Origin of the sequence: Burkholderia cepacia, assembly GCF_029962485.1 — a bacterium.
GTDB lineage: Bacteria > Pseudomonadota > Gammaproteobacteria > Burkholderiales > Burkholderiaceae > Burkholderia.
Map to the genome: position 1 here is coordinate 718,596 of NZ_CP073637.1, position 24,273 is coordinate 742,868.

Below are 24,273 nucleotides of genomic sequence, written 5' to 3' on the forward strand. Positions count from 1 at the left end.
GCCCTTCGATCCGGTCTGCCGAGGTGTCGAATCTGTCCCTTGATTGATGCGCGTCGTTGCCCAGCCGCGTGCAGCGGGCCCGGGCGGTGTATGCGCGCCCGCCGCCAGTCGGCTGCGGGCCGTCCCGACATGACGCGAAGGGCCGCTCGGCTCTAAAATGCCGGGGTTATCTTCCCGGTGCTTCGCCATGCTTGCCCGCTTTCCCCTGTATTTGCGGCTCGTCCGGATGGACAAGCCGATCGGCAGCCTGCTGCTGCTATGGCCGACGCTCAACGCGCTGTGGATCGCGTCGGATGGCCACCCGCGCTGGCCGTTGCTCGTGATCTTCACGCTCGGCACGCTGCTGATGCGCTCGGCCGGCTGCGCGATGAACGATTACGCCGATCGCGATTTCGACCGCCACGTGAAGCGCACGGCCGACCGGCCGCTGACGTCGGGCAAGATCCAGGCATGGGAGGCCGTCGCGATCGCGGTCGGGCTGTCGTTCATCGCGTTCCTGCTGATCCTGCCGCTGAACACGCTGACGAAGGAGCTGTCCGTCGTCGCGCTGTTCGTCGCGGGCTCGTATCCGTTCATGAAGCGCTTCTTCGCGATTCCGCAGGCCTATCTGGGCATTGCGTTCGGCTTCGGCATTCCGATGGCGTTCGCGGCCGTGCAGGACACGGTGCCGACGATCGCGTGGGTGATGCTGGTCGCGAACATCTTCTGGTCGGTTGCATACGACACCGAGTACGCGATGGTCGACCGCGACGACGACATCAAGATCGGCATCCGCACGTCCGCGCTGACGTTCGGCCGCTTCGACGTCGCGGCCGTGATGGCGTGCTATGCGGCGACGCTCGGCATCTACGTGTGGGTCGGCGTGACGCTCGGCTTCGGTCTCGTGTACTGGGCCGGCTGGGCGGCCGCGGTCGGCTGCGCGCTGTATCACTACACGCTGATCAAGGATCGCGAACGGATGCCGTGCTTCGCGGCATTCCGGCACAACAACTGGCTCGGCGGCGTGCTGTTTGCGGGGATCGCCGCGCATTACCTGCTGGCGGGTCCGGCGGGCAACTGAAGCGGTCGCGCGCCGACGCGCGATGCCAACAAAAAAGCGGCCTCGGCCGCTTTTTTGTTGCCGGTGCCGGAAGGGAAGCCCGGGCGGTCGCGGCGCTTACGCGCGGCCGAGTTCGTCGCCCATTTCCTTCGCTCGCGCTTCGGCCGCGAGCGCGCCGCGCACGATCGCTTCCTTCACGCCCTGCGCGTCGAATGCCGCGAGCGCGGCGGCCGTCGTGCCGCCCTTCGACGTCACGCGCTCGCGCAGCACGCTCGCCGGCTCGCCCGATTGCGCGGCCAGTTGCGCGGCGCCCGTGAACGTCGCGACCGCGAGCGCGCGGCCCTGTTCGTCGTTCATGCCGAGGCGGCGCGCGGCTTCCTGCAGCGCTTCGATGAAATAGAACACGTAAGCGGGGCCGCTGCCCGAAATGGCCGTGACGGCGTCGAGCTGCGATTCGTCGTCGAACCACACGATCTCGCCGACCGCGCCGAGCACGTTCGATGCGAGTTCGCGGCCCGCCGCGTCGACGCCCGGCAGCGCGGCGAGACCCGTCACGCCCATGCCGACCAGCGCGGGCGTGTTCGGCATCGTGCGCACCACGCGTGCGTAGTCGCCGAGCCAGCGCGCGAGATCCGTGCCGCGGATGCCGGCCGCGATGCTGATCACGAGCTGCGACGTCAGGTGCGGCGCGAGCGCCTGCGCGACGTCCTTCAGTACCTGCGGCTTCACCGCGAGCACGACCGCGTCGTAACCGGCGAGCGTCGCGTCGATGGCCGCGCCGGTGCGGATGCCGAATTGCTGCGCGGCGCGCGCGCGAACGTCTTCGTTGACGTCGATGGCATACAGGCCGTCGGCGGCGACGCCGCGCTTGATCAGGCCGCCGATCAGGGCCGCGGCCATGTTGCCGCCGCCGATGAATGCGATTTTCATGATGTCCGAATGAGCAAGTGAGTGAACGGAAAGGCGGAAAAGGGCGCGGCGTTCAGTGCGAATAATCGCGCGCGCCGAAGATCGCGGTGCCGACGCGCACGATCGTCGCACCTTCGAGCACGGCCGCGTCGAGATCGGCGGACATGCCCATCGACAGCGTGTCGAGCGACAGGCCGTCGGCGCGCAACGTGTCGAACAGCGCGCGCAGTGCGCGGTGCGGTGCGCGTTGCGCTTCGGTGTCGCCGGCCGGTTCGGGAATCGCCATCAGGCCGCGCAGCCGCAGCGACGGCAGCGCGGTGACCGCGCGTGCGACCTCGGCCACGTCGGCCGGCGCGACGCCGCTCTTCGACGCCTCGCCGCTGATGTTCACCTGCACGCACACGTTGAGCGGCGGCAGGTGCGCGGGGCGTTGTTCCGACAGGCGCTGCGCGATCTTCAGCCGGTCGACGGAATGAACCCAGTCGAAGCGCTCGGCGACCGGGCGCGTCTTGTTCGATTGCAGCGGCCCGATGAAATGCCATTCGAGGCTCGTGCGCAGGTCGGCGAGCGCGTCGATCTTGTCGATCGACTCCTGCACGTAGTTTTCGCCGAATGCGTGTTGCCCGGCCGCGTGCGCGGCGCGCACGTCGTCGGCGGGGAATGTCTTCGAGACGGCGAGCAACGACACGGTGGCGGGATCGCGGCCGGCCGCGCGGGCGGCGTCGGCAATGCGGCGATGAACGGATTCGAGACGGGCGGCGAGATCGGACATGACGGGCACGAAAGCAGGCACGGAAGCGGGCATGAAGCCGATGCGCCGCGACACGCGGCGCATCGATCCGCTCATTATACGGACGCCGCGCGCGAGATCCGGCTGCGGCGGCCGGTCGCGCTAGCCGTACAGCAAATGCTCGACGAGCTGGACCCAGTGGGCGACCGGAATCTGCGTGCCGCTCTGCAGGTGCGCGATGCAGCCGATGTTTCCCGACACGATCATCTGCGGTTCGAGTGCCTGCAGCTTCAGCAGCTTCTGCTTGCGCAACCGGTACGACAGCGACGGCTGCGTCAGTGAATAGGTGCCGGCCGAACCGCAGCACAGATGGCTGTCGGCCGGCAGCCGCACGTCGATGCCGAGCGTCTCGAGCAGCCGCTCGACCTTGCCGCGCGACTGCTGGCCGTGCTGTAGCGTGCACGGCGGGTGGTACGCGACCGTATGGATCGCGCGGCGCCGCGCGAGCGTCGCGAGTTCGGCCTCGAACGCGAGCAGCACGTCGGAGATGTCGCGCGTCAGCGACACGATGCGCTGCGCCTTCTCTGCGTAAGCCGGATCGTCGCGCAGCAGGTGCGCGTATTCGAGCACCGTCGCGCCGCAGCCCGATGCGTTCATCACGATCGCCTCGGCGCCCTGTTCGACGTGGGGCCACCATGCGTCGATGTTGCGGCGTGCGTCGTCGAGCGCTTCGTCGTGATAGTTCAGGTGCAGGCGGATCGCGCCGCAGCAGCCCGCGTCGGGCGCGACGACCGTCTCGATGCCGAGCGCGTCGAGCACGCGCGCGGTCGCGATGTTGATGTTCGGCAGCATCGACGGCTGCACGCAGCCGCCGAGCATCAGCATCTTGCGCGGATGCGTGCGGTGCGGCCATTCGAGCAGCCGCGTGCGCGGCGGCACCTTGTCGCGCAGCCGCTTCGGCAGCAGCGGCCGGACATGCTGGCCGAGCCGCATCACGGGCGAGAACAGCGCGGCGTTCGGCACGAGGCTCGCGAGTACGCGGCGCATGAGCCGCTGCTGCGCGGGGCGCTGCACCTGTGCTTCGACGTGCTTGCGGCCGATCTCGACGAGCCGGCCGTACTGGACGCCGGACGGGCAGGTCGTCTCGCAGCTGCGGCACGTGAGGCAGCGGTCGAGGTGCTGCTGCGTGCTGCGCGTGACGGGCGCGCCTTCGACCATCTGCTTGATCAGGTAGATGCGCCCGCGCGGGCCGTCGAGTTCGTCGCCGAGGAGCTGGTAGGTCGGGCAGGTCGCGGTGCAGAACCCGCAGTGCACGCACTTGCGCAGGATCGCGTCGGCCTCGTCGCCGTCGGGCGTGTTGCGGATGAAATCGGCGAGGTTCGTTTGCATCGATCCCTCAAAGATCAGGGTAGAGCCGGCCGCGGTTGAAGATGCGCGCGGGATCGAACGCGGCCTTCAGCCCGCGGTGGATTTTCATCATCGGGGCGGGAAGCGGCGTGAACACGCCCGCGCTGCGGTCGTACGCGTCGCCCGCGCGGAACAGCGTCGCGTGGCCACCGGCCTGCTTCGCGCTCATGCGTACGGTCTGCGCATCGGCGTCGGTGATCCACCAGCGCTGCGCGCCGCCCCATTCCATCAGCTGGGTGCCGGGCAGGTGCATCGGTTCGGTGATCGACGGCAGCGCGAGGCGCCATAGTGCGTAACCGGGCGGGACGCCGTTGAAGAACGGGTCGGTATGCTCGCGCAGGCCGGCCCAGAAGCGCTCGGCTTCGACCGCGTCGACGACTTCGCCGCCGAGCAGCGTCTTCGCGGATTTCACGGCCGCCTCGGCGCCCGACAGGCGCAGCACGAGCGTGCCGTTGCGCCAGGCGCTCGCGCTGACGGGCAGCGGATGGCCGCCCCATTCGTTGAGCTTGCGTACCGCATCGGTCGCGGTCATCTCGAACTTCAGCGTGACCTCGGCGACGGGCATCGGCAGCACCTTGATCGACAGGTCGAGCATCAGCCCGAGCGTGCCAAGCGCGCCGGCCATCAGTCGCGACACGTCGTAGCCGGCGACGTTCTTCACGACCTGCCCGCCGAAGCGCAGCATTTCGCCGCGGCCGTTCATCAGCGTGACGCCGAGCACGAAATCGCGCGGTGCGCCGCAGGTGGCGCGACGCGGGCCCGCGAGACCGGCCGCGACGCAGCCGCCGACCGTGGCCGCGCGGCCGAAGTGCGGCGGCTCGAACGGCAGCATCTGGCCGCACTCGGCGAGGACGGTTTCAAGCTGCGCGAGCGGCGTGCCCGCGCGGACCGTGACGACGAGTTCGGCCGGGTCGTACGACACGATGCCCTGAAACGCGCGCGTGTCGAGTATTTCGCCCTCGAGCGCCTGGCCGTACCAGTCCTTGGTGCCGCCGCCGCGAATCCGCAGCGGCCGGCCGTCGGCACTGGCTGCGCGAATGCGCTCGGCCCATCCGGCGACGATGTCGTCCTCTTCCATGTTCTGTTGCTGCCTCGACTTGTTGTTCGGTCGATTGTACCGGGGTGGCGCGATTCCACATCGCGACTATCCCTAAGCCCCGTATCGCGGATCGTATGCTCGCGTCACCGCGCGAACGGGCCGCGCGGGCACGGCCGACCGCCGCGGCCAGGCCGCGGGCACGGGCCGCGACCCGCGCACCGCTCAGAAGCGCGGCAGGTCGGGGTGCGGCAGCAGCCCGCCGCGCACGTGCTGGCGGCCGTACTCGGCGCAGCGCGCGCGGGTCGGGATACCCTTGTCCGGGTTCAGCAGGCCGGCCGGATCGAATGCGCGCTTGACCGCGAAGAACGCGTCGCGCTCCTGCGGCGAGAACTGTACGCACATCGAATTGAGCTTCTCGATGCCGACGCCGTGCTCGCCCGTCACGCTGCCGCCGAATTCCACGCAGCATTCGAGGATTTCCGCGCCGAACTGCTCGGCGCGGTGCAACTCGTCCGGATCGTTCGCGTTGTACAGGATCAGCGGGTGCATGTTGCCGTCGCCCGCATGGAACACGTTGATGCAGCGCAGCCCGTAGCGCGTCTCGAGTTGTTCGATGCGCGCGAGCAGCGGGCCGATCGCGCGGCGCGGCACGGTGCCGTCCATGCAGTAATAGTCCGCGGAAATGCGGCCGGCGGCCGGAAATGCATTCTTGCGGCCCGACCAGTAGCGCAGCCGCTCCTGTTCGTTGCGCGATATCTGGATGCGCGTCGCGCCGTGTTCGCGCAGCACGGCCGTCATCCGCACGATCTCCTCGGCGACTTCTTCTGGCGTGCCGTCAGATTCGCACAGCAGGATCGCTTTCGCATCGAGGTCGTAGCCCGCGTGCGTGAACGCCTCGACGGCCTGCGTGGCCGGCTTGTCCATCATCTCGAGCCCGGCCGGGATGATGCCCGACGCGATGATCGCCGCGACGGCCTCGCCGCCCTTGACGACGTCATCGAAGCTCGCCATCACGAGCTGGGCCGTTTGCGGCTTCGGGATCAGCTTCACCGTGACCTCGGTGACGATCGCGAACATCCCCTCGCTGCCGATCATCACGGCGAGCAGGTCGAGGCCCGGCATGTCGAGCGCGAGCGAGCCGAATTCGACGATCTCGCCGTCGATCGTCACCGCGCGCACGCGCATCACGTTGTGCACGGTCAGCCCGTATTTCAGGCAATGGACGCCGCCGGAGTTTTCCGCGACGTTGCCACCGATCGTGCAGGCGATCTGCGACGAAGGATCGGGCGCGTAATAGAGGCCGTACGGCGCGGCGGCTTCCGAGATCGCGAGGTTGCGCACGCCGGGCTGCACGGTCGCCGTGCGCGCGTACGGATCGACTTCGACGATGCGCGTGAAGCGCGCGAGCGACAGCACGACGCCGAGCGCGATCGGCAGCGCGCCGCCCGACAGGCTCGTGCCCGCGCCGCGCGGCACGATCGGCACTTCCATGCGACGGCAGATCTGCACGATCCGCTGGACCTGCGATTCCGTTTCCGGCAGCGCGACCGCGAGCGGCAGGCGGCGGTACGCCGACAGGCCGTCGCATTCGTACGGTGCCGTGTCTTCGTCGCGGTACAGCAGGCAATGCGTCGGCAGCACGGCCATCAGCGCCTGCACGACTTCGCGCTGACGCTGCGCGCGGGCGGCGCTCGACAGTTCGACGGGAGCGTTCATTGGGTCTCCTGCAGCAGGCGGCGCGGCGTCGCGCCGCCGTCTCAGCACGTGAAAATCTTGCCTGGATTCATCAGGTTGCGCGGATCGAGCGCGAGCTTGATCGCCCGCATCGTGTCGATCGCGTTGTCGCCGTGCTCCTTCGGCAGAAAGCGCATCTTGTGCAGCCCGACGCCGTGCTCGCCCGTGCAGGTGCCGCCGAGGCGCAGCGCGCGCTCGACGATCCGGTCGTTGATGTGTTCGGCTTCGGCGAGTTCCTCGGGCTTGTCGGGATCGATCAGGATCGCGACGTGGAAATTGCCGTCGCCGACGTGGCCGACGATCGGGCAGGGCAGCGACGACGCGCGCAGGTCGACTTCGGTTTCCTCGACGCACGCGGCGAGCTGCGAGATCGGTACGCACACGTCGGTCGTCACCGCGCGGCAGCCCGGTTTCAGCTGCAGCATCGCGAAGTACGCGTTGTGGCGCGCGGCCCAGAGCCGGGTACGGTCTTCGGGGCGTGTCGCCCATTCGAAGCCCTGGCCGTTGTTCTGGCCGGCGAGCGCCTGCACGAGTTCGGCCTGCTCCTTCACGCCGGCCTCGGTGCCGTGGAATTCGAAGAACAGCGTCGGCGCTTCGGTGAGCGTCAGGTTCGAATGGCGGTTGATCGAGCGCACGGCGAGCGCATCGACGAACTCGACGCGCGCAATCGGCACGCCGATCTGGATCGTCTCGATCACGGTGCGCACCGCGTCGCCCATCGTCGGGAACGTGCAGATCGCGGCCGACACGGCTTCCGGCAGCGGGTGCAGGCGCAGCGTGATTTCGGTGATCACGCCGAGCGTGCCTTCGGAGCCGACGAACAGGCGCGTGAGGTCGTAGCCTGCCGATGACTTGCGCGCGCGCGAGCCGGTTTTCACGACGCGGCCGTCGGCGAGTACCGCGGTCAGGCCGAGCACGTTCTCGCGCATCGTGCCGTAGCGCACGGCGTTGGTACCCGATGCGCGGGTCGCGGTCATTCCGCCGATGCTGGCGTCGGCGCCCGGATCGATCGGGAAGAACAGGCCGGTGTCGCGCAGCGCTTCGTTGAGCGCCTTGCGTGTGATGCCCGGCTCGACCGTTACGGTCAGGTCTTCGGCGTTGATCGACAGCACGCGATTCATTTCCGACAGGTCGAGCGACACGCCGCCGCGCACCGCGAGCAGATGGCCTTCGAGCGACGAGCCGGCGCCGTACGGAATCAGCGGCACGCTGTAGAGCGCGCACAGCGACACGACTTCGCGCACGTCGTCCGCGCTGTGCGCGAACACGACGGCATCGGGCAGTTGCGGATCGAACGGCGATTCGTCGCGGCCGTGGTGCGCGCGGACCGCGTCGGCGGTCGACACGCGCTCGCCGAAGGCGGCGCGCAGCGCATCGAGCATGGCGGGAGGCAGCGGACGGCGCGTGGTGGCCGGCGGGGCAGGGTGATTCACGAATGTCTCCTGACGGCTTGTCGAACTTTCGGCCCATTCTACGCTGTAACGTCCGCTGCGCCCGCCGCCGCGGGCTGCGATAATCGCGTTCCAGCCAACCGGGCCGCATCACGGCCGCGCACGAGAGGACATTCGCATGGGCAACCGCTTGAGCAAGATCGCCACGCGCACCGGCGACGACGGCACCACCGGCCTCGGCGACGGACGGCGCATCGGCAAGGACGACGCGCGGATCGCGGCGATCGGCGACGTCGACGAACTGAATTCGAACCTCGGCGTGCTGCTTGCCGAGACGCTGCCGGACGACGTGCGCACGGCGCTCGTCACGATCCAGCACGACCTGTTCGATCTCGGCGGCGAGTTGTGCATTCCCGGCCACACGGTGCTCGACGACACGCATCTCGCGCGCCTCGACCAGTGGCTTGCCGACTACAACGCGACGTTGCCGCCGCTGAAGGAATTCATCCTGCCGGCCGGCTCGCGCGCGGCGTCGCTCGCGCACGTGTGCCGGACGGTGTGCCGCCGTGCGGAGCGCTCGATCGTCGCGCTCGGGCGCACCGAAACGCTCAATGATGCACCGCGGCGCTACGTGAACCGGCTGTCCGACCTGTTGTTCGTGCTGGCGCGCGTGATGAACCGTGCCGGCGGCGGGGCGGACGTGCTGTGGGAGCGCGGCCGCGTCCGCTAATCCGTCGCGGTACGTTTGCGCACTGCGACAATTTGCCCGAGTGAAGTTGATTTTTTAAACATGTATTGTGTGTGCATGTTTAACGGAGAACGAACATGACCCACATCACCGCTGACCAGATGGCTCGCGTGAAGGCCACTGCCCCTGTTCTCGCCGTTCACGGCGCGACGATCACGAAGCACTTCTACCAGCGCATGTTCGCGCGCCATCCGGAACTGAAGAACCTGTTCAACCAGACGCACCAGAAGACCGGCAGCCAGCCGGAAACGCTTGCGAAGGCCGTTTATGCGTATGCGGCGAACATCGACAATCTCGGTGCGCTGGGCGGGGCGGTGTCGCACATCGCGCACAAGCACGCGAGCCTGAACATCCGCCCCGAGCATTACCCGATCGTCGGCGAGAACCTGCTCGCATCGATCGTCGAAGTGCTCGGCGACGCGGTCGACGCCGAGACGCTCGAGGCATGGCGCGTCGCGTACGGCCAGCTCGCGCAGATCCTGATCGGCGCCGAGGCCGACCTGTACGCGGGCGCCGCGTGGAGCGGCTTCCGCCCGTTCAAGGTCGCCCGCAAGGTGCGCGAGAGCGACGAGATCACGTCGTTCTACCTGACGCCAGCCGACGGTGGCGCTGCGCCGACCTTCGAGCCGGGCCAGTACCTCACGGTGAAGCGTTTCGTCGGCGATCTCGGCGTCGACCAGCCGCGCCAGTACAGCCTGTCTGACGCGCCGCACGGCAAGTGGCTGCGCATTTCGGTGAAGCGCGAGGGCGGCCAGCCGGAAGCGATCCCGGCCGGCAAGGTGTCGACGCTGATGCACGACGGTGTGGAAGAGGGCGCGATCGTCGAGGTCACTGCGCCGATGGGTGAATTCTCGCTGAAGCGTGGCGTCGAGACGCCGGTCGTGCTGATCTCCGGCGGCGTCGGCCTGACGCCGATGGTGTCGATGGCGTCGACGCTGGTCGAGGAGGGCAGCAAGCGCGACGTGCGGTTCGTCCATGCGTGCCGTTCGGGTGCGGTGCATGCGTTCCGCGACTGGCTGAACGACACGGTGCGCACGCATGCGAACGTCAAGCGGACGGTGCTGTACGAGCTGGTCGGCCCGAACGATCGCGTCGGTATCGACCATGACCTGGAAGGGCGCCTCACGCCAGAACGTGTGCAGCACTACGCGCTGGTGCCGGACGCCGACTACTACGTCTGCGGCCCGATCGCGTTCATGAAGGCACAACGCGATGCGCTGGTCGCGCTGGGCGTCGCGCCGGAACGCATCAACACCGAGATCTTCGGTTCGGGCGCGCTCGAGTGATGGGCCGACGGACGATTTCCGGCCAATAAAAAAAGCCCGGCGCGAGCCGGGCTTTTTTCGTTGCGACGCCGCGATCAGTTGCCGCTGCCGCGCGTGACGCGGCGTGCCTTGACCGATTCCGCGAGGCCTTCGAGCACCTTCACGCTGTCATCCCACGCGATGCACGCGTCGGTGATGCTCTGGCCGTAGGTCAGTTCGCAGCCTTCCTTCAGGTCCTGGCGGCCCTCGACGAGGTGCGACTCGATCATCACGCCGACGATGCGGGCGTCGCCGGCCGCGATCTGGCGGCCGATGTCCGCACAAACGGGGATCTGGTTCTCGTGCTTCTTCGAGCTGTTCGCGTGGCTCGCGTCGATCATCAGGCGCGCGGCGAGGCCGGCCTTGCCGATGTCCGCGCAGGCGGCGTTCACGCTGTCCGCGTCGTAGTTCGGCGCCTTGCCGCCCCGCAGGATCACATGGCAGTCCTCGTTGCCGGCCGTCGACACGATCGCCGAGTGGCCACCCTTCGTCACCGACAGGAAATGGTGCGGCTGCGATGCGGCCTTGATCGCGTCGACCGCGATCTTCACGTTGCCGTCGGTGCCGTTCTTGAAGCCGACCGGGCACGACAGCCCCGACGCGAGCTCGCGGTGTACCTGCGACTCGGTCGTGCGCGCGCCGATCGCGCCCCACGAGATCAGGTCGGCGATGTATTGCGGGCTGATCATGTCGAGGTATTCGGTCGCGGCCGGCAGCCCCATCTCGTTGATCTGCAACAGCAGCTCGCGCGCGGTGCGCAGCCCTTCGTTGATCTTGAAGCTGTTGTCGAGATGCGGATCGTTGATGAGCCCCTTCCAGCCGACCGTCGTGCGCGGTTTCTCGAAGTACACACGCATCACGATTTCCAGTTCGCCCTTGAAGCGCTCGCGCTCCTTCACGAGCCGGCCCGCGTATTCGATCGCCGCCTTCGTGTCATGGATCGAGCACGGCCCGACGACCACGATCAACCGGTCGTCCATCCCGTGCAGGATGCGGTGCATCGACTGGCGCGAGTTGTAGATCAGTTCGGACGCGGCTTCGGAGCACGCGAATTCGCGGATCAGGTGGGCGGGCGGCGTCAGTTCCTTGAGTTCGCGAATGCGGACGTCGTCGGTGTTGTGCGGGGGCATGCTGTTTCTCCTTGGTTCCGGGCGCCATTCGATCAGTGGGCGTGCGGCAGATTCATCAATTCAAGCGATTCAGTGGTTTCGGTCGGGGCCGCGGGACCGCTGCGGCGGCAACCGGGTGGCGAAGGGCGAAAAAAAACCGCCGGGTTCGCCGGCGGTTTTTTCGGGAATTTCGGTTGCGCTTTACGCGCCATCAACCCTCTCGATCCGCCAGCGGTCTGAGATGCCAAAAAAAGTAAAAGTAAAACTTGGCGGACATGACGGGGATTCGGTTCGTCAAAAAAGTTGATTCGGAATTTATACCGCGTCGCCGGGCGGCTGGCAACCGGGGACGGTCGAAAATGCGGACAATCCGCGCGTTTTCTTCAAAATGCGCGGATTGTCTGCGTCGCGATGCGGTTATGCCGTACCGCCGACCGTCATCCGGTCGATCCGCAGGGTCGGCTGGCCGACGCCGACCGGCACGCTCTGGCCTTCCTTGCCGCACACGCCGACACCCGAGTCGAGCGACATGTCGTTGCCGATCATGCTCACGTCCTTCAGCGATTCGGGGCCGCTGCCGATCAGCGTGGCGCCCTTCACCGGGTAGGTGATCTTGCCGTTTTCGATCATGTACGCCTCGGACGCCGAGAACACGAACTTGCCGTTCGTGATGTCGACCTGGCCACCGCCGAAGTTCACCGCGTACAGGCCGTTCTTCACCGACGCGATGATTTCCTGCGGATCCTTGTCGCCGTTCAGCATGTACGTGTTCGTCATGCGCGGCATCGGCAGCGCCGCGTACGACTCGCGCCGCGCGTTGCCCGTGACCGGCATCTTCATCAGGCGCGCGTTCAGCGTGTCCTGGATGTAACCCTTCAGGATGCCGTCCTCGATCAGCGTCGTGCACTGCGTCGGGTTGCCTTCGTCGTCGATGTTCAGCGAACCGCGGCGGTTCGGCAGCGTGCCGTCGTCGACGACGGTCACGCCCTTGGCTGCAACCCGCTCGCCGATCCGGCCCGCGAACGCGGACGAACCCTTGCGGTTGAAGTCGCCTTCGAGACCGTGGCCGATCGCCTCGTGCAGCAGCACGCCCGGCCAGCCCGGCCCGAGCACGACCGTCATCGCGCCGGCCGGTGCGGGGCGGGCGTCGAGGTTGACGAGTGCGGCGTGCACGGCGTCGTCGACGTAGCGCGACAGGACATCGTCGGTGAAGTAGCCGTAGTCGAAGCGGCCGCCGCCGCCACCGGAGCCGATCTCGCGGCGGCCGTTCTGCTCGGCGATCACGGTGACCGACACGCGCACGAGCGGACGGATGTCGGCCGCGAGCGCGCCGTCGCTGCGTGCGACCAGCACGACGTCGTATTCGCCGGCGAGGCCGGCCATCACCTGCGTGATGCGCGGGTCGCGCCCGCGCGCCATCTGCTCGATGCGCTCGAGCAGCTTGACCTTGGCCGTCGCGTCGAGCGACGCGAGCGGATCGGACGGCAGGTACAGGTCGCGGCCCGAGATGCCCTTCAGCGACGTCGCGGCCTTGATCTTCTGGCGGCCGCCGCCGGCTGCCGCGATCGCCTTGGTGGCCGCGGCGGCTTGCGCGATCGCTTCCGGCGACAGGTCGTCCGAGTACGCGAACGCGGTGCGGTCGCCCGCGACCGCGCGCACGCCGACCCCCTGGTCGATGCTGAAGCTGCCCGATTTGACGATGCCTTCCTCGAGGCTCCACGCTTCGCTGCGGGTCGCCTGGAAGTACAGGTCCGCGTAGTCGACGCGGTGCGTGAAGATATCGGCGATCGTGCGCGTGAGCAGGCTTTCGTCGAGGCCGTACGGCGTGAGCAGGATGTCCTTCGCCAGCGCGAGGTTGCGGATGCCGGGTTCGATGATGTTCATGCGGATATCGGGGTTTCTCAAAAAGTTGTCGGGTGCTGCTGGGCAGATGGGTTGGCCGCGCGGCGTTTCAAGCGGCGCGGCGAATTCAGGTCAGTACGCGGTGCCGCCACGCGGGCAGGCTCTGGCGCACGTCGGCAATGCGTTGCGGATCGATCGCGCCGAGCACGACGCTGGCGCCGACATCGCGGACCGCGACGATCTCGCCCCACGGGTCGATCAGCATGCTGTGGCCCCAGGTGCGCCGGCCGTTCTCGTGCTTGCCGCCCTGCGCGGCCGCGAGCACGTAGCACTGGTTCTCGACGGCCCGCGCGCGCAGCAGCGTTTCCCAGTGCGCGCGGCCGGTCGTGTACGTAAATGCCGACGGGACGACGATCAGCGCGCAGTCGCCCATCCGGCGATACAGCTCCGGAAAGCGAAGATCGTAACAGACCGACAGGCCGACCCGCCCGAACGGCGCGTCGAACGCGACGACCGTGTCGCCCGCGCGGATCGTGCGGGCCTCGTCGAACGATTCGTCGCCTTTCTCGAAGTTGAACAGGTGGATCTTGTCGTAGCGCGCGGCCTCGTTGCCGGACGGATCGAACACGAGCGTCGTGTTCAGCACGCGATCGGGCTCGGGCGCCTTCAGCGGCAGCGTGCCGCCGATCACCCAGATGCCGTGGCGGCGCGCGGCGTCCGCGAGGAAGCGCTGGATCGGGCCGTCCTGATACGGCTCGGCGAGCGCGAGCTTGTCGGTGTCGCGATGGCCCATGAAGCAGAAATACTCGGGCAGCAGCACGAGCTGTGCGCCTTCGCCGGCGGCTTCCGCGATCAGGCGGCGCGCTTCGGCGAGATTGCGTGTGACGTCCGGCGTGCTCACCATCTGCAGCGCGGCAACCCGGAAGGGTGTGGCGGAACGGGTGTGGTCGGTCATCGCGGGATCGGTTGCATCATAAATGGGGTGCGGCCCGGCGCCATGCGCGGCTCAATGACTTGGGTTCGCTGCATCGGCCGGACCGTGATTCATCTTACCCTGATCGCCCCGCACCCGCTCGATATGCGGATGCGCCCACGAGCCGGTGATCGCGTAGTCGAGCGCGAACGCGTGCGACAGCGTTTCCGACAGCGCGTAGTTCGCGGCCAGCACGCCGATGCCGAGCAGCGGATTGATGATGGCCGCCCCGATCGCGGCTGCCCCCGCACTGATTTTCGGCGCGACGTGCGCATGCAGGTCCTGCGTCTCGGTGCCGAGATCGACCGCGCCGCGCACCGTGACGTTCGCGGGCCCCGTCATCATCGAGAAATCGTCGGTGCGCGCGATTCCGTTCGAGATCCGGCCGGTACCGGTGATCTTGTCGAACGGCAGCCCCTTGCCGACCACGTCGCGGAAATTCAGCGTCAGGAAGCGCGCGAGGCTCTGCAGGCTCAGCACGCCGAGGAGTTTCGCCGCGCCCGGATCGACCTTCAGGATCTGCCCGTGCTCGAGGTCGAGCGCGACCTGGCCGCCGAGCGACGGGAAATCGAGCGCGGTCGGGCCGCCGCGCCAGCCGACCTTGCCCGTCACCGTGCCGTGGCCGTCCGCGAGCGTGCGCGGCAGGCCGACGCGATCGAGCAGTGCGCCCGCGTTGTCGATGTCGAGCTTGAAGTCGAACACGGTGCGGCGCGGCGCGTCGTTCTCGTCAGCGCCGCGGGCGAGCGCGCGGCGCGACGTGCGCCAGTTGCCGGTCGCCGTCAGCTTCGCGGCCGGGTTCGACAGCTCCAGCTTGTCGAGCTGCCACACAGGCGTGCCGTCTTCGTCGATGTTGCGTGCGTTGACGACGAGCCGGCCGATGTCGTGGTCGCGCGCGACGACCTGGTCGACGATCAGGTCGATCGACGGCATCGGGCGATCGGTCGGCGTCGGCAGGTTCATCGCACGGCCGACGAGGTCGTGCTGCGCGCTCTGCGGCACCACCAGCTTCGCGAGCCGCGCGTTCAGCACGCCCGCGCCGTTGTGGCCGCCGCCCGGCGCCCACGACAGGTAACCCGACACCTGGTTCGACGCAATGTTCGCCTGCCAGAGATCGTCGACGTGCGACGCGCCGACGATCACGTTTTCCCAGTTGCGCTTGAGCAGCTTCAGCGTGCCGAAATGGAGCGCGAAACGCTTCGGCGCGAAGCTCGCGAAATCGACGCGCGGCGCGGACTGCGGCTCCGGCGCGCGCGGCGTGTCGGGTTTCAGTGTATGGGCGAGCGCGAGCCACGCGTCGGCGTCCAGCTCGCTGACGTCCACGGCCGCGCTCACGCCGTCTTGCGGCAGGTCGGGCATTCGGTGGATGCCCATCGCACCGCGCACCGCGCGCAGCGGCTGGCCGCGCGTCGCATCGAGCAGGTAGGTGGCCGACACGGGGCCGAGCGTCAGGTCGGCATGCTCGAGGCGCTTGCCGTCCGCTTGCGGCGCCGGCTGCAGCGTGAAGCTGAACGGCATCGGCGTGCCGGCCGGTTTCGCGAACGGCGCGGGGAAATTCAGTGCCACGCCGGTCAGGTCGGAATGCGCGCTGATGTCGGGCAGGCGGCCCGGCGCGCCGCGCACGGCGACCTTGTACGGCGCGTCGCCGACCACGTGTTCGAGCAGCGCGGCCGCCGGGCCGTGCAGGTTCAGGCCGCGCGCGGCGTCGAGCGCGAGCCGGCCGTCGACGTCCACGGTGTACGGGCCATGCGACTGGAAGTTGCCGTTCGCGCGCACCGGGCCGCCGAGGAAGCGCCCCGACAGGTCGTGCAGCGACGCGCCGGCCTCGGTGAAGCGGACGCTGCCGCGCAGCGCCGACAGCGGCGGCACGCCGCTGGTCGACAGCGTGTTGCCGCCGAACGCGAGCGCGCCTTCGATGTGCGTATGCGGATGCGCGACGTGCTGCGGAATCGTGATCTTGAGCGCGAGCGACGCGGGCCCCTGCGCGTCGATCCGCTGGCCGATATGGCCGCTCATCGTGCCGAGCGAGCTGTTGTCCGCGTAATCGATCAGGTCGGCGAGCGGGCCCTGCGCATGGCCGTCGATGATCAGCGGCGAGTGCGACGGATTGCCGAGATCGTCGATGCGGCCCGCGACCTTCGTCAGCGCGACGCGCTTGTAGTGTGCGCGATCGATGTCGAAGCGCAGCTTGTTCTGCGTGAGCTCAAAGACGCCGTCGATCCCGTCGAGCGCCGGCCAGACGCTCGGCGTGCCGTTCGCGAGCTTGCGCGGCGGGTAGGGCGTCGGCTCGAAGCGGCCGCCGGTGAACGGCGCGACGATATGGAACACGCCGGCGTCGGGCTCGTGTTCGAACGGGAATTTCTCGAGCGGGCCGCGCGCGACGATCGACGCGCCCTTGGTCACCTTGCCGTCCTGCAGCGCGTGGCCGAGATAGTCGCGCAGATGCTCGGACATCCCGGTCGGCAGGTAGCGCGGAATGCGTGCCACCGACGCGCGCGCGAAATCGGCGCGCAGGTCGAGCGTGCCGCGGCCGTGGCCGGGGTTCGTGTACGAGCCCGATACCGCGATTTCGGCATCGGGGTTCGACACGAGCAGGTCGGGCAGCGACACGTCGACGCGCGCGTGCTTCTCGCCGGGCGCGGGCGTGATGACCCACTTGGCGTTGCCGCGCAGCCGGTCGAACGTCAGGCGCGGTTCGTCGAATTCGCCGGGCACGGTGACGGCTGCATTGACCGTGTCGAAATGCGCGTTGCCGCCCGTTTCGTTTGCGTCGACGCGGCCCCACAGGTTCTCGATGCCCGGCCAGCCGGCGCGCGGGTGGCCGCGCGGCGAGAGCCCAGGCGGCGGCTCCTGGGCGGCGAAGCTGATGCCCTGCAGGTCGCCGAGGAACCGGTAGCGAACGATCGGCGCGGCGCCCGTGCGCCGCTCTTCTTCGGCGAGGTCGGCCCGCGCGGGTTTCGCGCGCTCGACCTCGATTTGATAGTTCTGCATCATCCCGCGCGGGTCGATCTTGATCAGCTCGTTGCGCAGGCGCGCCGGCAGCGGCAGCCCGCGGATGAACTCGCTGAGGATGCCGAGATCGACGCGGTCGCCGACGACGCTGATCAATTGCCCCTGCGTCGCGGTCGGTACGCGGTAGCGCGCCGTCAGCGTCGACAGTGCGAGCGAACGCGCGAGCGGCGTGCCGTCCGGTAGCGGCAGCTGGCCGAGCTCCGCGTTGAAGCGCGTCAGGTGCAGCGTGTAGTCGTGTCCGGCGTCGAGCACCATGTCCCAACCGAAGCCGACCGTCGGCACGTCGAGCCGCGGCTGCGTCGGGCGCACGCGCAGCACGACGTCGGCGCCCTGCAGGTCGCCGCCCGCCGAGCGCAGGTGGCCATCGCTGAAGGTCGCCCAGATCGCGTTGTCGATCCGGCCCGCATGGATCGTCAGTGGCACGTCGAGGTAGCGCGTCAGCGTCTGCAGGTCGACGGGCCCCGTCGACAGGTACGCGTCGCCGGTCCAGTTCGACGGCTTGCCGATCGGGGCGAGCGGCTTGTGCCTGAAGCGTGCGCGGAAATCGAGCGGGCCGAGCAGCAGGGTGCCGTTCGCGGGCGCCTGCAGCGCGACCTTGTGCACGCGGCCGTTGTTGAGCACCGCGAGCCGGATGCCCGACAGCACGAGTTCGGGTGCGTCGTGTTGCGCGTCGCGCCAGCGCAGCGTGCCGCCGCGCAGCACGATCGCCTCCTGCTTCAGCAGCCAGGTGCCGAACGTGTCGTTGCCGCCGTGGGTGGTTGCCACGCCGACGCCTGCGACGCTCAGCGAGCCGTCGGCGGCGCGCGCGACGACGAGGTCGGGCTGGTCGACGATCAGGCTCGACAGCGCGGGCGACAGCCGCAGCAGCGACATCCACGACAGCGCGGCCGTCGCGTGCGGCACCGACAGCGCAATCTTGCCGTCGCGGCCGCGGATCGTCAGGTTCGTGAGTTCGACGCCCGGCTGCATGCCGGACCAGTTCGGGGAAAGCTTGCCGATCGAAAGCTGCGCGTGGAGCTTGTCGGACACCGCGCGCTCGATGCGCGGGCGGAATTCGTCGATGCGGGGCAGCAGGACATAGCGCAGCCCGAGGAATGCGCCGGACGCGACGAAGTAGGTGCCGATCCCGACTGCCAGCGTCACCCTGAACACGCGACGCAGGACCGGATGATCGTGCTTCGGAGGTCCCGCTTCGGGCGCAGCTACGGCGGATTCCTGACGGTCGGACATGCGGCGGACGGGCGGCGATATGGTAGTTTTGCAGACTGACGTTGAAATGTATCACACGGGTTCGTGCCGGCGGCCGTTGCGGCAGCGCGGCACGGGCTTTCCGGCGCGCGGTTTCGCGACGGACGCACGTGCGTCCCGCGATGCCGCGCCGAGTTCATGAGGCCGGTCGGCAGCGGGGCGCGCACGCGCCGGCCCGTGCCGGCCGGCCTTTCCGCCAGGCCCGCTTCTCGATGACCGACGCTTCCGCCCTGATCAGCACGTCCTATTCCCGATACCTTGCCCGCGCGGCTGCCGCGCGGCCCGCGCTCGCCGAGCAGGTGGCCGCGTGGGCGGCCGCGCCGCTCGGCCGCGCGCAGCTCGACGCGCGCCTCACCGAATTGCTCGCGATGCCGGCCGGCACGGCCGCGCCGAACGAGGAGCAACTGAAGCGCGCACTGCGGCAACTGCGCGCCGAGGCGTTCGGCGCGGTCGCGGAGCGCGACCTGCGCGGGCTGGCCGACGTCGCCGAGGTGACGGGCGCGATGACCGATCTCGCCGAAGTGGCCGTGCAGCGCTCGCTCGCGCTGTTGTCGGCCGAACTCGAGGCGATGTACGGCGAGCCGCGCGGCGCCGACGGCCAGCGCGTCGTGCTCGGCGTGGTCGGGATGGGCAAGCTCGGTGGCCGCGAGCTGAACGTGTCGTCGGACATCGACCTGATCTTCGTCTACGAGGACGACGGCGAGACGACCGGCGGCACGCGTTCGCCGCTGTCCACGCAGGAATACTTCACGCGGCTCGGCCGGCGCCTGATCGGCGTGCTGTCCGAGGTCACGGCCGACGGCTACGTGTTTCGCGTCGACATGCGGCTGCGCCCGAACGGCGATTCGGGGCCGCTCGTGTGCAGCCTCGGGATGCTCGAGGAGTATTTCTACGTGCAGGGGCGCGAGTGGGAGCGCTATGCGTGGATCAAGGGGCGGCTCGTGTCGCAAGGCGACAGCGACGCCGCGCAGCGGCTCGAGTCGCAGCTCGAGTCGATCGTCAAGCCGTTCGTCTACCGCCGCTATCTTGATTTCGGCGTGATCGGCGCGATCCGGTCGCTGCACCAGCAGATCCGGCAGGAAGCCGCGCGTCGCGCGTCGATGCGGCCCGACAAGGCCGACGACATCAAGCTCGGGCGCGGCGGGATCCGCGAGATCGAGTTCAGCGCGCAGGTGTTCCAGCTGATCCGCGGCGGCCAGGATGCCGAATTCCGCGTGCGGCCGACGCTCGCGGTGCTGCGTCATGCGCAGGCGCGCGGGCTGATCGGCGAGGACGTGCGTGCGCGCCTGTCCGATGCTTACAACTTCCTGCGCACGCTCGAGCACCGGCTGCAGTACCGCAACGACGCGCAGACGCACGCGATGCCGGTCGAACCGGATGAACGCGCGGCGCTGGCTGCGTCGCTCGGGTTTGCCGACTATGCGGCGCTGATGACGGTGCTGGACGGCCACCGGACCTTCGTCGAGGCGCAGTTCCACCAGATTTTCGCCGACAAGGTGAGCGGTGCCCCGTGTGCGGCCGGCGACGACACGGCAGCCGCGTGGATCTGGAGCGGCGCGCTGGCCGACGATGGCGAGGACGACGCGCTGGTCGCGCGCCTCGACAGCCTGGGCTTTGCCGATCCGGCCACCGTGCTCGCACGGCTGCGCGCGATCTGGCAATCGTCGCGCTATACGGGATTGCCGGAAAAGAGCCGGCAGCGCTTCGACAGCGTCGCGCAGCGGGCGCTCGACGCCGCGCCGAAGATCGATGCCGCGCGCCGCGACGACACGATCGTGCGCCTGTTCGACCTGCTCGAGACGGTCAGCCGGCGCGGCGTCTATCTCGCGCTGCTGACCGAATATCCGGCTGCGCTCGACCGCGTGCTGTCGGTGCTCGGCGCGACGCGCTGGGGCGGCGGCTACCTGATCCGTCACCCGCAGCTGCTCGACGAACTGCTCGACGACGAGGCGATCGCGAGCCCGTTCGACTGGCCCGTGTTCAAGGACGCGCTGCGCGCGCGCCTCGCGGCGGCCGACGGCCCCGAGCAGCAGATGGACCTGCTGCGCCATGCACAGCACGCGGAAGTGTTCCGGATCCTGCTGATCGACCTGGCCGGGCAGTTGTCGGTCGAGCATGTGAGCGACCGGTTGTCCGAGCTGGCCGACGCGGTGCTCGACGTGACGATCGAAGTCGTCTGGTCGCAGCTTGCGAAGCGCCATCGCGACGTGCCGAAGTTCGCGGTGATCGCATACGGCAAGCTGGGCGGCAAGGAGCTCGGCTACGCATCGGATCTCGACCTGATCTTCCTGTACGACGACCCCGACGAGCGCTCGGCGGATGTCTACACGACCTTCACGCGGCGGCTTATCACCTGGCTCACGACCGCGACCGGTGCCGGCGCGCTGTTCGACATCGACCTGCGGCTGCGGCCGAACGGCGAGGCCGGGCTGCTTGTCACCGATCTCGATGCGTTCCGCCGCTACCAGCTGCGCGAGGGCGACGCCGCGAACACGGCGTGGGTGTGGGAGCACCAGGCGCTGACGCGCGCCCGCTACAGCGCGGGCGATGCGCAGATCGGCGAGGATTTCGAGGCGATCCGCCAGCAGGTGCTGACGACGCCGCGCGACGGCAGTGTGCTCGCGAAGGAGATCGTCGACATGCGCGGCAAGGTGTTTGCCGGCCATCCGAACCAGACCGAGCTGTTCGACCTGAAGCACGATCGCGGCGGGATGGTCGACATCGAGTTCATCGTCCAGTACTGGGTGCTGCTGCATGCGTCGAGCGACGCCGAGCTGATCCGTAACACGGGCAACATCGCGCTGCTGCGCGAGGTCGCGCGCTTCGGGCTGATGGGGGAGGACGAGGCCGAGCGCGTCGGCGCCGCGTACCGCAAGTACCGGAAGCTGCAGCACAAGCTGCGGCTCGACGGGATGGAGAAGGCGCGCGTCGAGCCGGCCGTGGTGGCCGACGAGCGGGCGGCGGTGACGGCGCTGTGGGAGCGGGTGTTCGGCGCGATTGAAACGGGCGTTTGAGTCAGGCGTTCGAATCGGATGTCCGAATCCGCGGGGCAGGGCGGGCGCGATCGAGCGGCTGTTCGGCAAATAAAGACCGGCGCATGCGCCGGTCTTTTTGCATTCGGCCAACAACGCGGTGCGCGCGTCAGGCCGCCAGCATTTCCTTCGCGTGCTTGCGCGTCGTGGCCGTGATCTCGAGCCCGCCGAGCATCCGCGCGACTTCCTCGATCCGGTTGGCGCGGTCGAGCGCGACGACCGTCGACACCGTGCCGCCGCGATCGTCGCTGCCCTTCGCGACCTGGAAGTGATGGTCGCCGCGTGCGGCGACCTGCGGCAGGTGCGTCACGCACAGCACCTGGCGGTCGCGCCCGAGCTGGTGCAGCAGGCGGCCGACCACTTCGGCGACGCCGCCGCCGATCCCCGTATCGACTTCGTCGAAGATCAACGTCGGCGTCGGGCTTGCCGCGCTGGCAATGACCGCGAGCGCGAGGCTGATCCGCGCGAGTTCGCCGCCCGACGCAACCTTCGCAAGCGGTCGCAGCGGCACGCCCGGGTGCCCGGCGACGCGGAATTCGACCTGTTCGAGCCCGTGCGGACCGCCGTCGGCGAGCGGCGCGAGCGCGACTTCGAAGCTGCCGCCCGCCATCGACAATTCCTGCATGCCGGCCGTGACGGCCGTGCCGAGCACCTTCGCGGCCTGCGCGCGCGCCTTGGACAGGTGCCGGGCGTCGGCGAGATAGGCTTCGCGCGCCTTGGCCTGCGTCGCCTCGAGCGCGCCGAGATCGGCGGCCGCGTCGAGCGCGGCGAGCTGCGCGCGGCGCGCCGCATGTTCCTCGTGCAGCGTGTCGGGCGGCAGCCGGAACTTGCGGGCGGTCGAGTGCAGCGCATCGAGGCGCGTCTCGACCTGCGCGAGCCGCTCGGGATCGAGATCGACGCGCTGCGCGTAGTGCGACAGCGAATAGACGGCTTCCTGCAGCTGGATCTCGGCCGGTTCGAGCGACGCGAGCGCGTCGCCGAGCGTGGTGTCGTAGTCGGCCAGGCTGCGCAGTTTCGACACGATCGCGCCGAGTTGCGCGAGCATCGCGTCGTCGGACTCGGACAGCGCGTTGAGCGCGCTGCGCACGCCTTCGATCAGGTTCGCCGAATGCGACAGCCGCTTGTGCTCGTTGCTGACTTCGTCCCATTCGCCGGGTTGTGGCGCGAGCTTGTCGAGCTCGGCGAGCTGCCACGCGAGCTTTTCGCGTTCGAGTTGCAGCTCGCGCTCGTGCGCCTTCGCGGCGTCGATCGCCTGCGTCGCGTCGCGCCACACGCGCCAGGCACGTGCGACGTTCGCCGCATCGGCGACGAGCCCCGCGTGCGTGTCGAACAGCTCGCGCTGCGCGTCGGGACGCATCAGCAGCTGGTGTGCGTGCTGGCCATGGATGTCGACGAGCATCTCGCCGAGTTCGCGCAGCTGCGCGAGCGTCGCGCTGGTGCCGTTGATGAACGCGCGCGAACGGCCGTTTGCGTCGATCACCCGGCGCAGCATCACGGTGTCCTCGGTGTCGAACGCGTGTTCGTCGAGCCAGCGCGCGACGCGGTCGTGCGGCGTGAATTCGGCCGTGATGTCGGCGCGGCCGCAGCCGGTGCGCACGACGCTCGCGTCGGCGCGTTCGCCGAGCGCGAGGGCAAGGGCGTCGATCAGGATCGATTTTCCGGCGCCGGTTTCGCCGGAAAAGACGGAAAAGCCGCTGTCGAATTCGAGATCGAGCGCGGCGACGATGACGAAGTCGCGGATCGAGAGGTGGCGGAGCATGATGTGGGGCGGGGTGGCGTCAGGACGCCTTGTCGTCTTCGTTCGAGGCGTGTTCGTTCCAGTGCAGCTTCTTGCGCAGCGTCGCGTAGTAGCTGTAGCCGATCGGGTGCAGGAACGGCACCGTGTGCTTCGAGCGGCGCACCTCGATCGTATCGTTCAGTTCGAGTGACGTGAACGACTGCATGTCGAAGTTTACGTTGACGTCACGCCCGCCAACGATCTGGATCGCGATTTTCGAATCGTCGGGCAGCACGATCGGCCGGTTCGACAGCGCGTGCGGCGCGATCGGCACGAGCACGATGCCCGCCAGCTGCGGATGGAGGATCGGGCCGGCCGACGACAGCGCGTAGGCGGTCGAGCCGGTCGGCGTCGCGACGATCAGGCCGTCCGAACGCTGGTTGTACATGTACCGGCCATCGACCGACGCGCGCAGCTCGACCATCCCGGAGAAGCCGCTGCGGTTCACGACGACGTCGTTGAACGCGAGTGCGTGGTAGATCGGTTCGCCGTCGCGCATGATCCGCGCCTCGAGCAGCGCGCGCTCCTCGCGCTCGAACTTGCCGGACAGCAGCACCGGGACGAGCGTGTGCATGTCGGCGGCCGCGATGTCCGTGATGAAGCCGAGCCGCCCGTGGTTGATCCCGATCAGCGGTGTCCGGTACGGCGCCAGCTGGCGGCCGATGCCGAGCATCGTGCCGTCGCCGCCGAGCACGACCGCCACGTCCGCACGCGCCCCGATTTCGGCCGGGGTGAGCGCCGGGTAGCCGGTGATGCCGATCTCGCGCGCGGTATCGCCTTCGAACACGACCTCGAAGCCGAGCTTCGCGAGGCTGGCAGCCAGCGTGGCGAGCGGCTCGGCGATCACGGGCGTGTTGCTCCGGCCGACGAGCGCGACAGTATTGAACTGATTACCGGTTTTCATGCCGGCATTACACCATAGCTCGTTGACGAAAAGAACCGGCTGCGCGCCGACGGGGCCGGATCGGGCCGGCCCACGCAA

At 68.8% G+C, this 24,273-nt stretch carries 17 protein-coding genes; 5 read left to right on the plus strand and 12 right to left on the minus strand.

What is annotated here, in order from left to right; all coding sequences use genetic code 11:
* Positions 1-187 precede the first annotated feature (187 nt).
* Complete coding sequence (gene ubiA, locus KEC55_RS03340) at positions 188-1,060, plus strand: 4-hydroxybenzoate octaprenyltransferase (RefSeq protein WP_282506730.1); 873 nt, start codon at positions 188-190, stop codon at positions 1,058-1,060.
* Between the two features lie 96 nt (positions 1,061-1,156).
* Here ubiA and proC read toward each other — a convergent pair whose 3' ends face one another.
* The 6 genes from proC to KEC55_RS03370 all read right to left on the minus strand — a co-directional run bounded on the left by proC (position 1,157) and on the right by KEC55_RS03370 (position 8,291).
* Entirely contained in the window at positions 1,157-1,969 is an 813-nt protein-coding gene (gene proC, locus KEC55_RS03345) for a pyrroline-5-carboxylate reductase (RefSeq protein ID WP_282506731.1), read from the minus strand.
* A gap of 52 nt (positions 1,970-2,021) precedes the next feature.
* Entirely contained in the window at positions 2,022-2,720 is a 699-nt protein-coding gene (locus KEC55_RS03350) for a YggS family pyridoxal phosphate-dependent enzyme (protein WP_282507479.1), read from the minus strand.
* Between the two features lie 120 nt (positions 2,721-2,840).
* Positions 2,841-4,067 carry a glycolate oxidase subunit GlcF gene (gene glcF / locus KEC55_RS03355; protein ID WP_176050531.1) on the minus strand — a complete coding sequence of 409 codons (1,227 nt, stop codon included), beginning with the start codon at positions 4,065-4,067 and terminating at the stop codon, positions 2,841-2,843.
* Positions 4,068-4,074: 7 nt separating this feature from the next.
* The gene (glcE, locus tag KEC55_RS03360) at positions 4,075-5,163 is read right to left on the minus strand and encodes a glycolate oxidase subunit GlcE (protein ID WP_282506732.1); all 1,089 of its coding nucleotides are present in this window, start codon (positions 5,161-5,163) and stop codon (positions 4,075-4,077) included.
* A gap of 183 nt (positions 5,164-5,346) precedes the next feature.
* Positions 5,347-6,840, minus strand: coding sequence for an FAD-linked oxidase C-terminal domain-containing protein (locus tag KEC55_RS03365; RefSeq protein ID WP_282506733.1), 1,494 nt, complete (start codon positions 6,838-6,840; stop codon positions 5,347-5,349).
* Positions 6,841-6,881: 41 nt separating this feature from the next.
* On the minus strand, positions 6,882-8,291 hold the full coding sequence (locus tag KEC55_RS03370; protein ID WP_282506734.1) for an FAD-binding oxidoreductase: 1,410 nt from the start codon (positions 8,289-8,291) through the stop codon (positions 6,882-6,884).
* A 136-nt stretch (positions 8,292-8,427) separates the two neighbouring features.
* Between KEC55_RS03370 and KEC55_RS03375 the strand changes: the two genes are divergently transcribed.
* On the plus strand, positions 8,428-8,979 hold the full coding sequence (locus KEC55_RS03375; RefSeq protein ID WP_282506735.1) for a cob(I)yrinic acid a,c-diamide adenosyltransferase: 552 nt from the start codon (positions 8,428-8,430) through the stop codon (positions 8,977-8,979).
* A gap of 95 nt (positions 8,980-9,074) precedes the next feature.
* Positions 9,075-10,283 carry an NO-inducible flavohemoprotein gene (hmpA, locus tag KEC55_RS03380; RefSeq protein WP_282506737.1) on the plus strand — a complete coding sequence of 403 codons (1,209 nt, stop codon included), beginning with the start codon at positions 9,075-9,077 and terminating at the stop codon, positions 10,281-10,283.
* 74 nt (positions 10,284-10,357) lie between these two features.
* Here hmpA and aroG read toward each other — a convergent pair whose 3' ends face one another.
* Positions 10,358-11,431: a 3-deoxy-7-phosphoheptulonate synthase AroG gene (gene aroG, locus KEC55_RS03385; RefSeq protein ID WP_046544980.1), complete on the minus strand. Its 1,074-nt coding sequence runs from the start codon at positions 11,429-11,431 to the stop codon at positions 10,358-10,360.
* On the opposite strand from aroG, the gene KEC55_RS03390 reads away from it, so the two are divergent.
* A complete protein-coding gene (locus KEC55_RS03390) occupies positions 11,430-11,717 on the plus strand; it encodes a hypothetical protein (protein WP_282506739.1) in 288 nt (95 codons plus the stop codon). The two genes, aroG and KEC55_RS03390, sit on opposite strands and share 2 nt — an antisense overlap.
* Positions 11,718-11,827: 110 nt before the next feature.
* On the opposite strand, the gene tldD is transcribed toward KEC55_RS03390, so the two are convergent.
* The 3 genes from tldD to KEC55_RS03405 form a co-directional block, all read right to left on the minus strand.
* Positions 11,828-13,294 (minus strand): metalloprotease TldD, encoded by a 1,467-nt coding sequence (gene tldD / locus KEC55_RS03395; protein WP_174913396.1) that lies wholly within the window; start codon positions 13,292-13,294, stop codon positions 11,828-11,830.
* An 85-nt stretch (positions 13,295-13,379) separates the two neighbouring features.
* The gene (locus KEC55_RS03400) at positions 13,380-14,207 is read right to left on the minus strand and encodes a carbon-nitrogen hydrolase family protein (protein WP_176050538.1); all 828 of its coding nucleotides are present in this window, start codon (positions 14,205-14,207) and stop codon (positions 13,380-13,382) included.
* A 51-nt stretch (positions 14,208-14,258) separates the two neighbouring features.
* The gene (locus KEC55_RS03405) at positions 14,259-18,464 is read right to left on the minus strand and encodes a YhdP family protein (RefSeq protein WP_282506740.1); all 4,206 of its coding nucleotides are present in this window, start codon (positions 18,462-18,464) and stop codon (positions 14,259-14,261) included.
* 230 nt (positions 18,465-18,694) lie between these two features.
* Between KEC55_RS03405 and glnE the strand changes: the two genes are divergently transcribed.
* Positions 18,695-21,496, plus strand: a complete 2,802-nt coding sequence (gene glnE, locus KEC55_RS03410; RefSeq protein ID WP_282506741.1) for a bifunctional [glutamate--ammonia ligase]-adenylyl-L-tyrosine phosphorylase/[glutamate--ammonia-ligase] adenylyltransferase — start codon at positions 18,695-18,697, stop codon at positions 21,494-21,496.
* A gap of 127 nt (positions 21,497-21,623) precedes the next feature.
* Here the strand turns inward: glnE and recN are convergent, their stop codons facing one another.
* Together recN and KEC55_RS03420 are read right to left on the minus strand one after the other, a co-directional pair.
* Entirely contained in the window at positions 21,624-23,273 is a 1,650-nt protein-coding gene (recN, locus tag KEC55_RS03415; RefSeq protein WP_282506742.1) for a DNA repair protein RecN, read from the minus strand.
* A 19-nt stretch (positions 23,274-23,292) separates the two neighbouring features.
* A complete protein-coding gene (locus KEC55_RS03420; RefSeq protein ID WP_176050543.1) occupies positions 23,293-24,195 on the minus strand; it encodes an NAD kinase in 903 nt (300 codons plus the stop codon).
* Positions 24,196-24,273: the final 78 nt, after the last annotated feature.

Coding starts and splice junctions, on each gene's coding strand:
- ubiA (WP_282506730.1), top strand. CDS start 188: ATGCTTGCCCGCTTTCCCCTGTATTTGCGGCTCGTCCGGATGGACAAG.
- proC (WP_282506731.1), bottom strand. CDS start 1,969: ATGAAAATCGCATTCATCGGCGGCGGCAACATGGCCGCGGCCCTGATC.
- KEC55_RS03350 (WP_282507479.1), bottom strand. CDS start 2,720: ATGTCCGATCTCGCCGCCCGTCTCGAATCCGTTCATCGCCGCATTGCC.
- glcF (WP_176050531.1), bottom strand. CDS start 4,067: ATGCAAACGAACCTCGCCGATTTCATCCGCAACACGCCCGACGGCGAC.
- glcE (WP_282506732.1), bottom strand. CDS start 5,163: ATGGAAGAGGACGACATCGTCGCCGGATGGGCCGAGCGCATTCGCGCA.
- KEC55_RS03365 (WP_282506733.1), bottom strand. CDS start 6,840: ATGAACGCTCCCGTCGAACTGTCGAGCGCCGCCCGCGCGCAGCGTCAG.
- KEC55_RS03375 (WP_282506735.1), top strand. CDS start 8,428: ATGGGCAACCGCTTGAGCAAGATCGCCACGCGCACCGGCGACGACGGC.
- hmpA (WP_282506737.1), top strand. CDS start 9,075: ATGACCCACATCACCGCTGACCAGATGGCTCGCGTGAAGGCCACTGCC.
- KEC55_RS03390 (WP_282506739.1), top strand. CDS start 11,430: ATGCTGTTTCTCCTTGGTTCCGGGCGCCATTCGATCAGTGGGCGTGCG.
- aroG (WP_046544980.1), bottom strand. CDS start 11,431: ATGCCCCCGCACAACACCGACGACGTCCGCATTCGCGAACTCAAGGAA.
- tldD (WP_174913396.1), bottom strand. CDS start 13,294: ATGAACATCATCGAACCCGGCATCCGCAACCTCGCGCTGGCGAAGGAC.
- KEC55_RS03400 (WP_176050538.1), bottom strand. CDS start 14,207: ATGACCGACCACACCCGTTCCGCCACACCCTTCCGGGTTGCCGCGCTG.
- KEC55_RS03405 (WP_282506740.1), bottom strand. CDS start 18,464: ATGTCCGACCGTCAGGAATCCGCCGTAGCTGCGCCCGAAGCGGGACCT.
- glnE (WP_282506741.1), top strand. CDS start 18,695: ATGACCGACGCTTCCGCCCTGATCAGCACGTCCTATTCCCGATACCTT.
- recN (WP_282506742.1), bottom strand. CDS start 23,273: ATGCTCCGCCACCTCTCGATCCGCGACTTCGTCATCGTCGCCGCGCTC.
- KEC55_RS03420 (WP_176050543.1), bottom strand. CDS start 24,195: ATGAAAACCGGTAATCAGTTCAATACTGTCGCGCTCGTCGGCCGGAGC.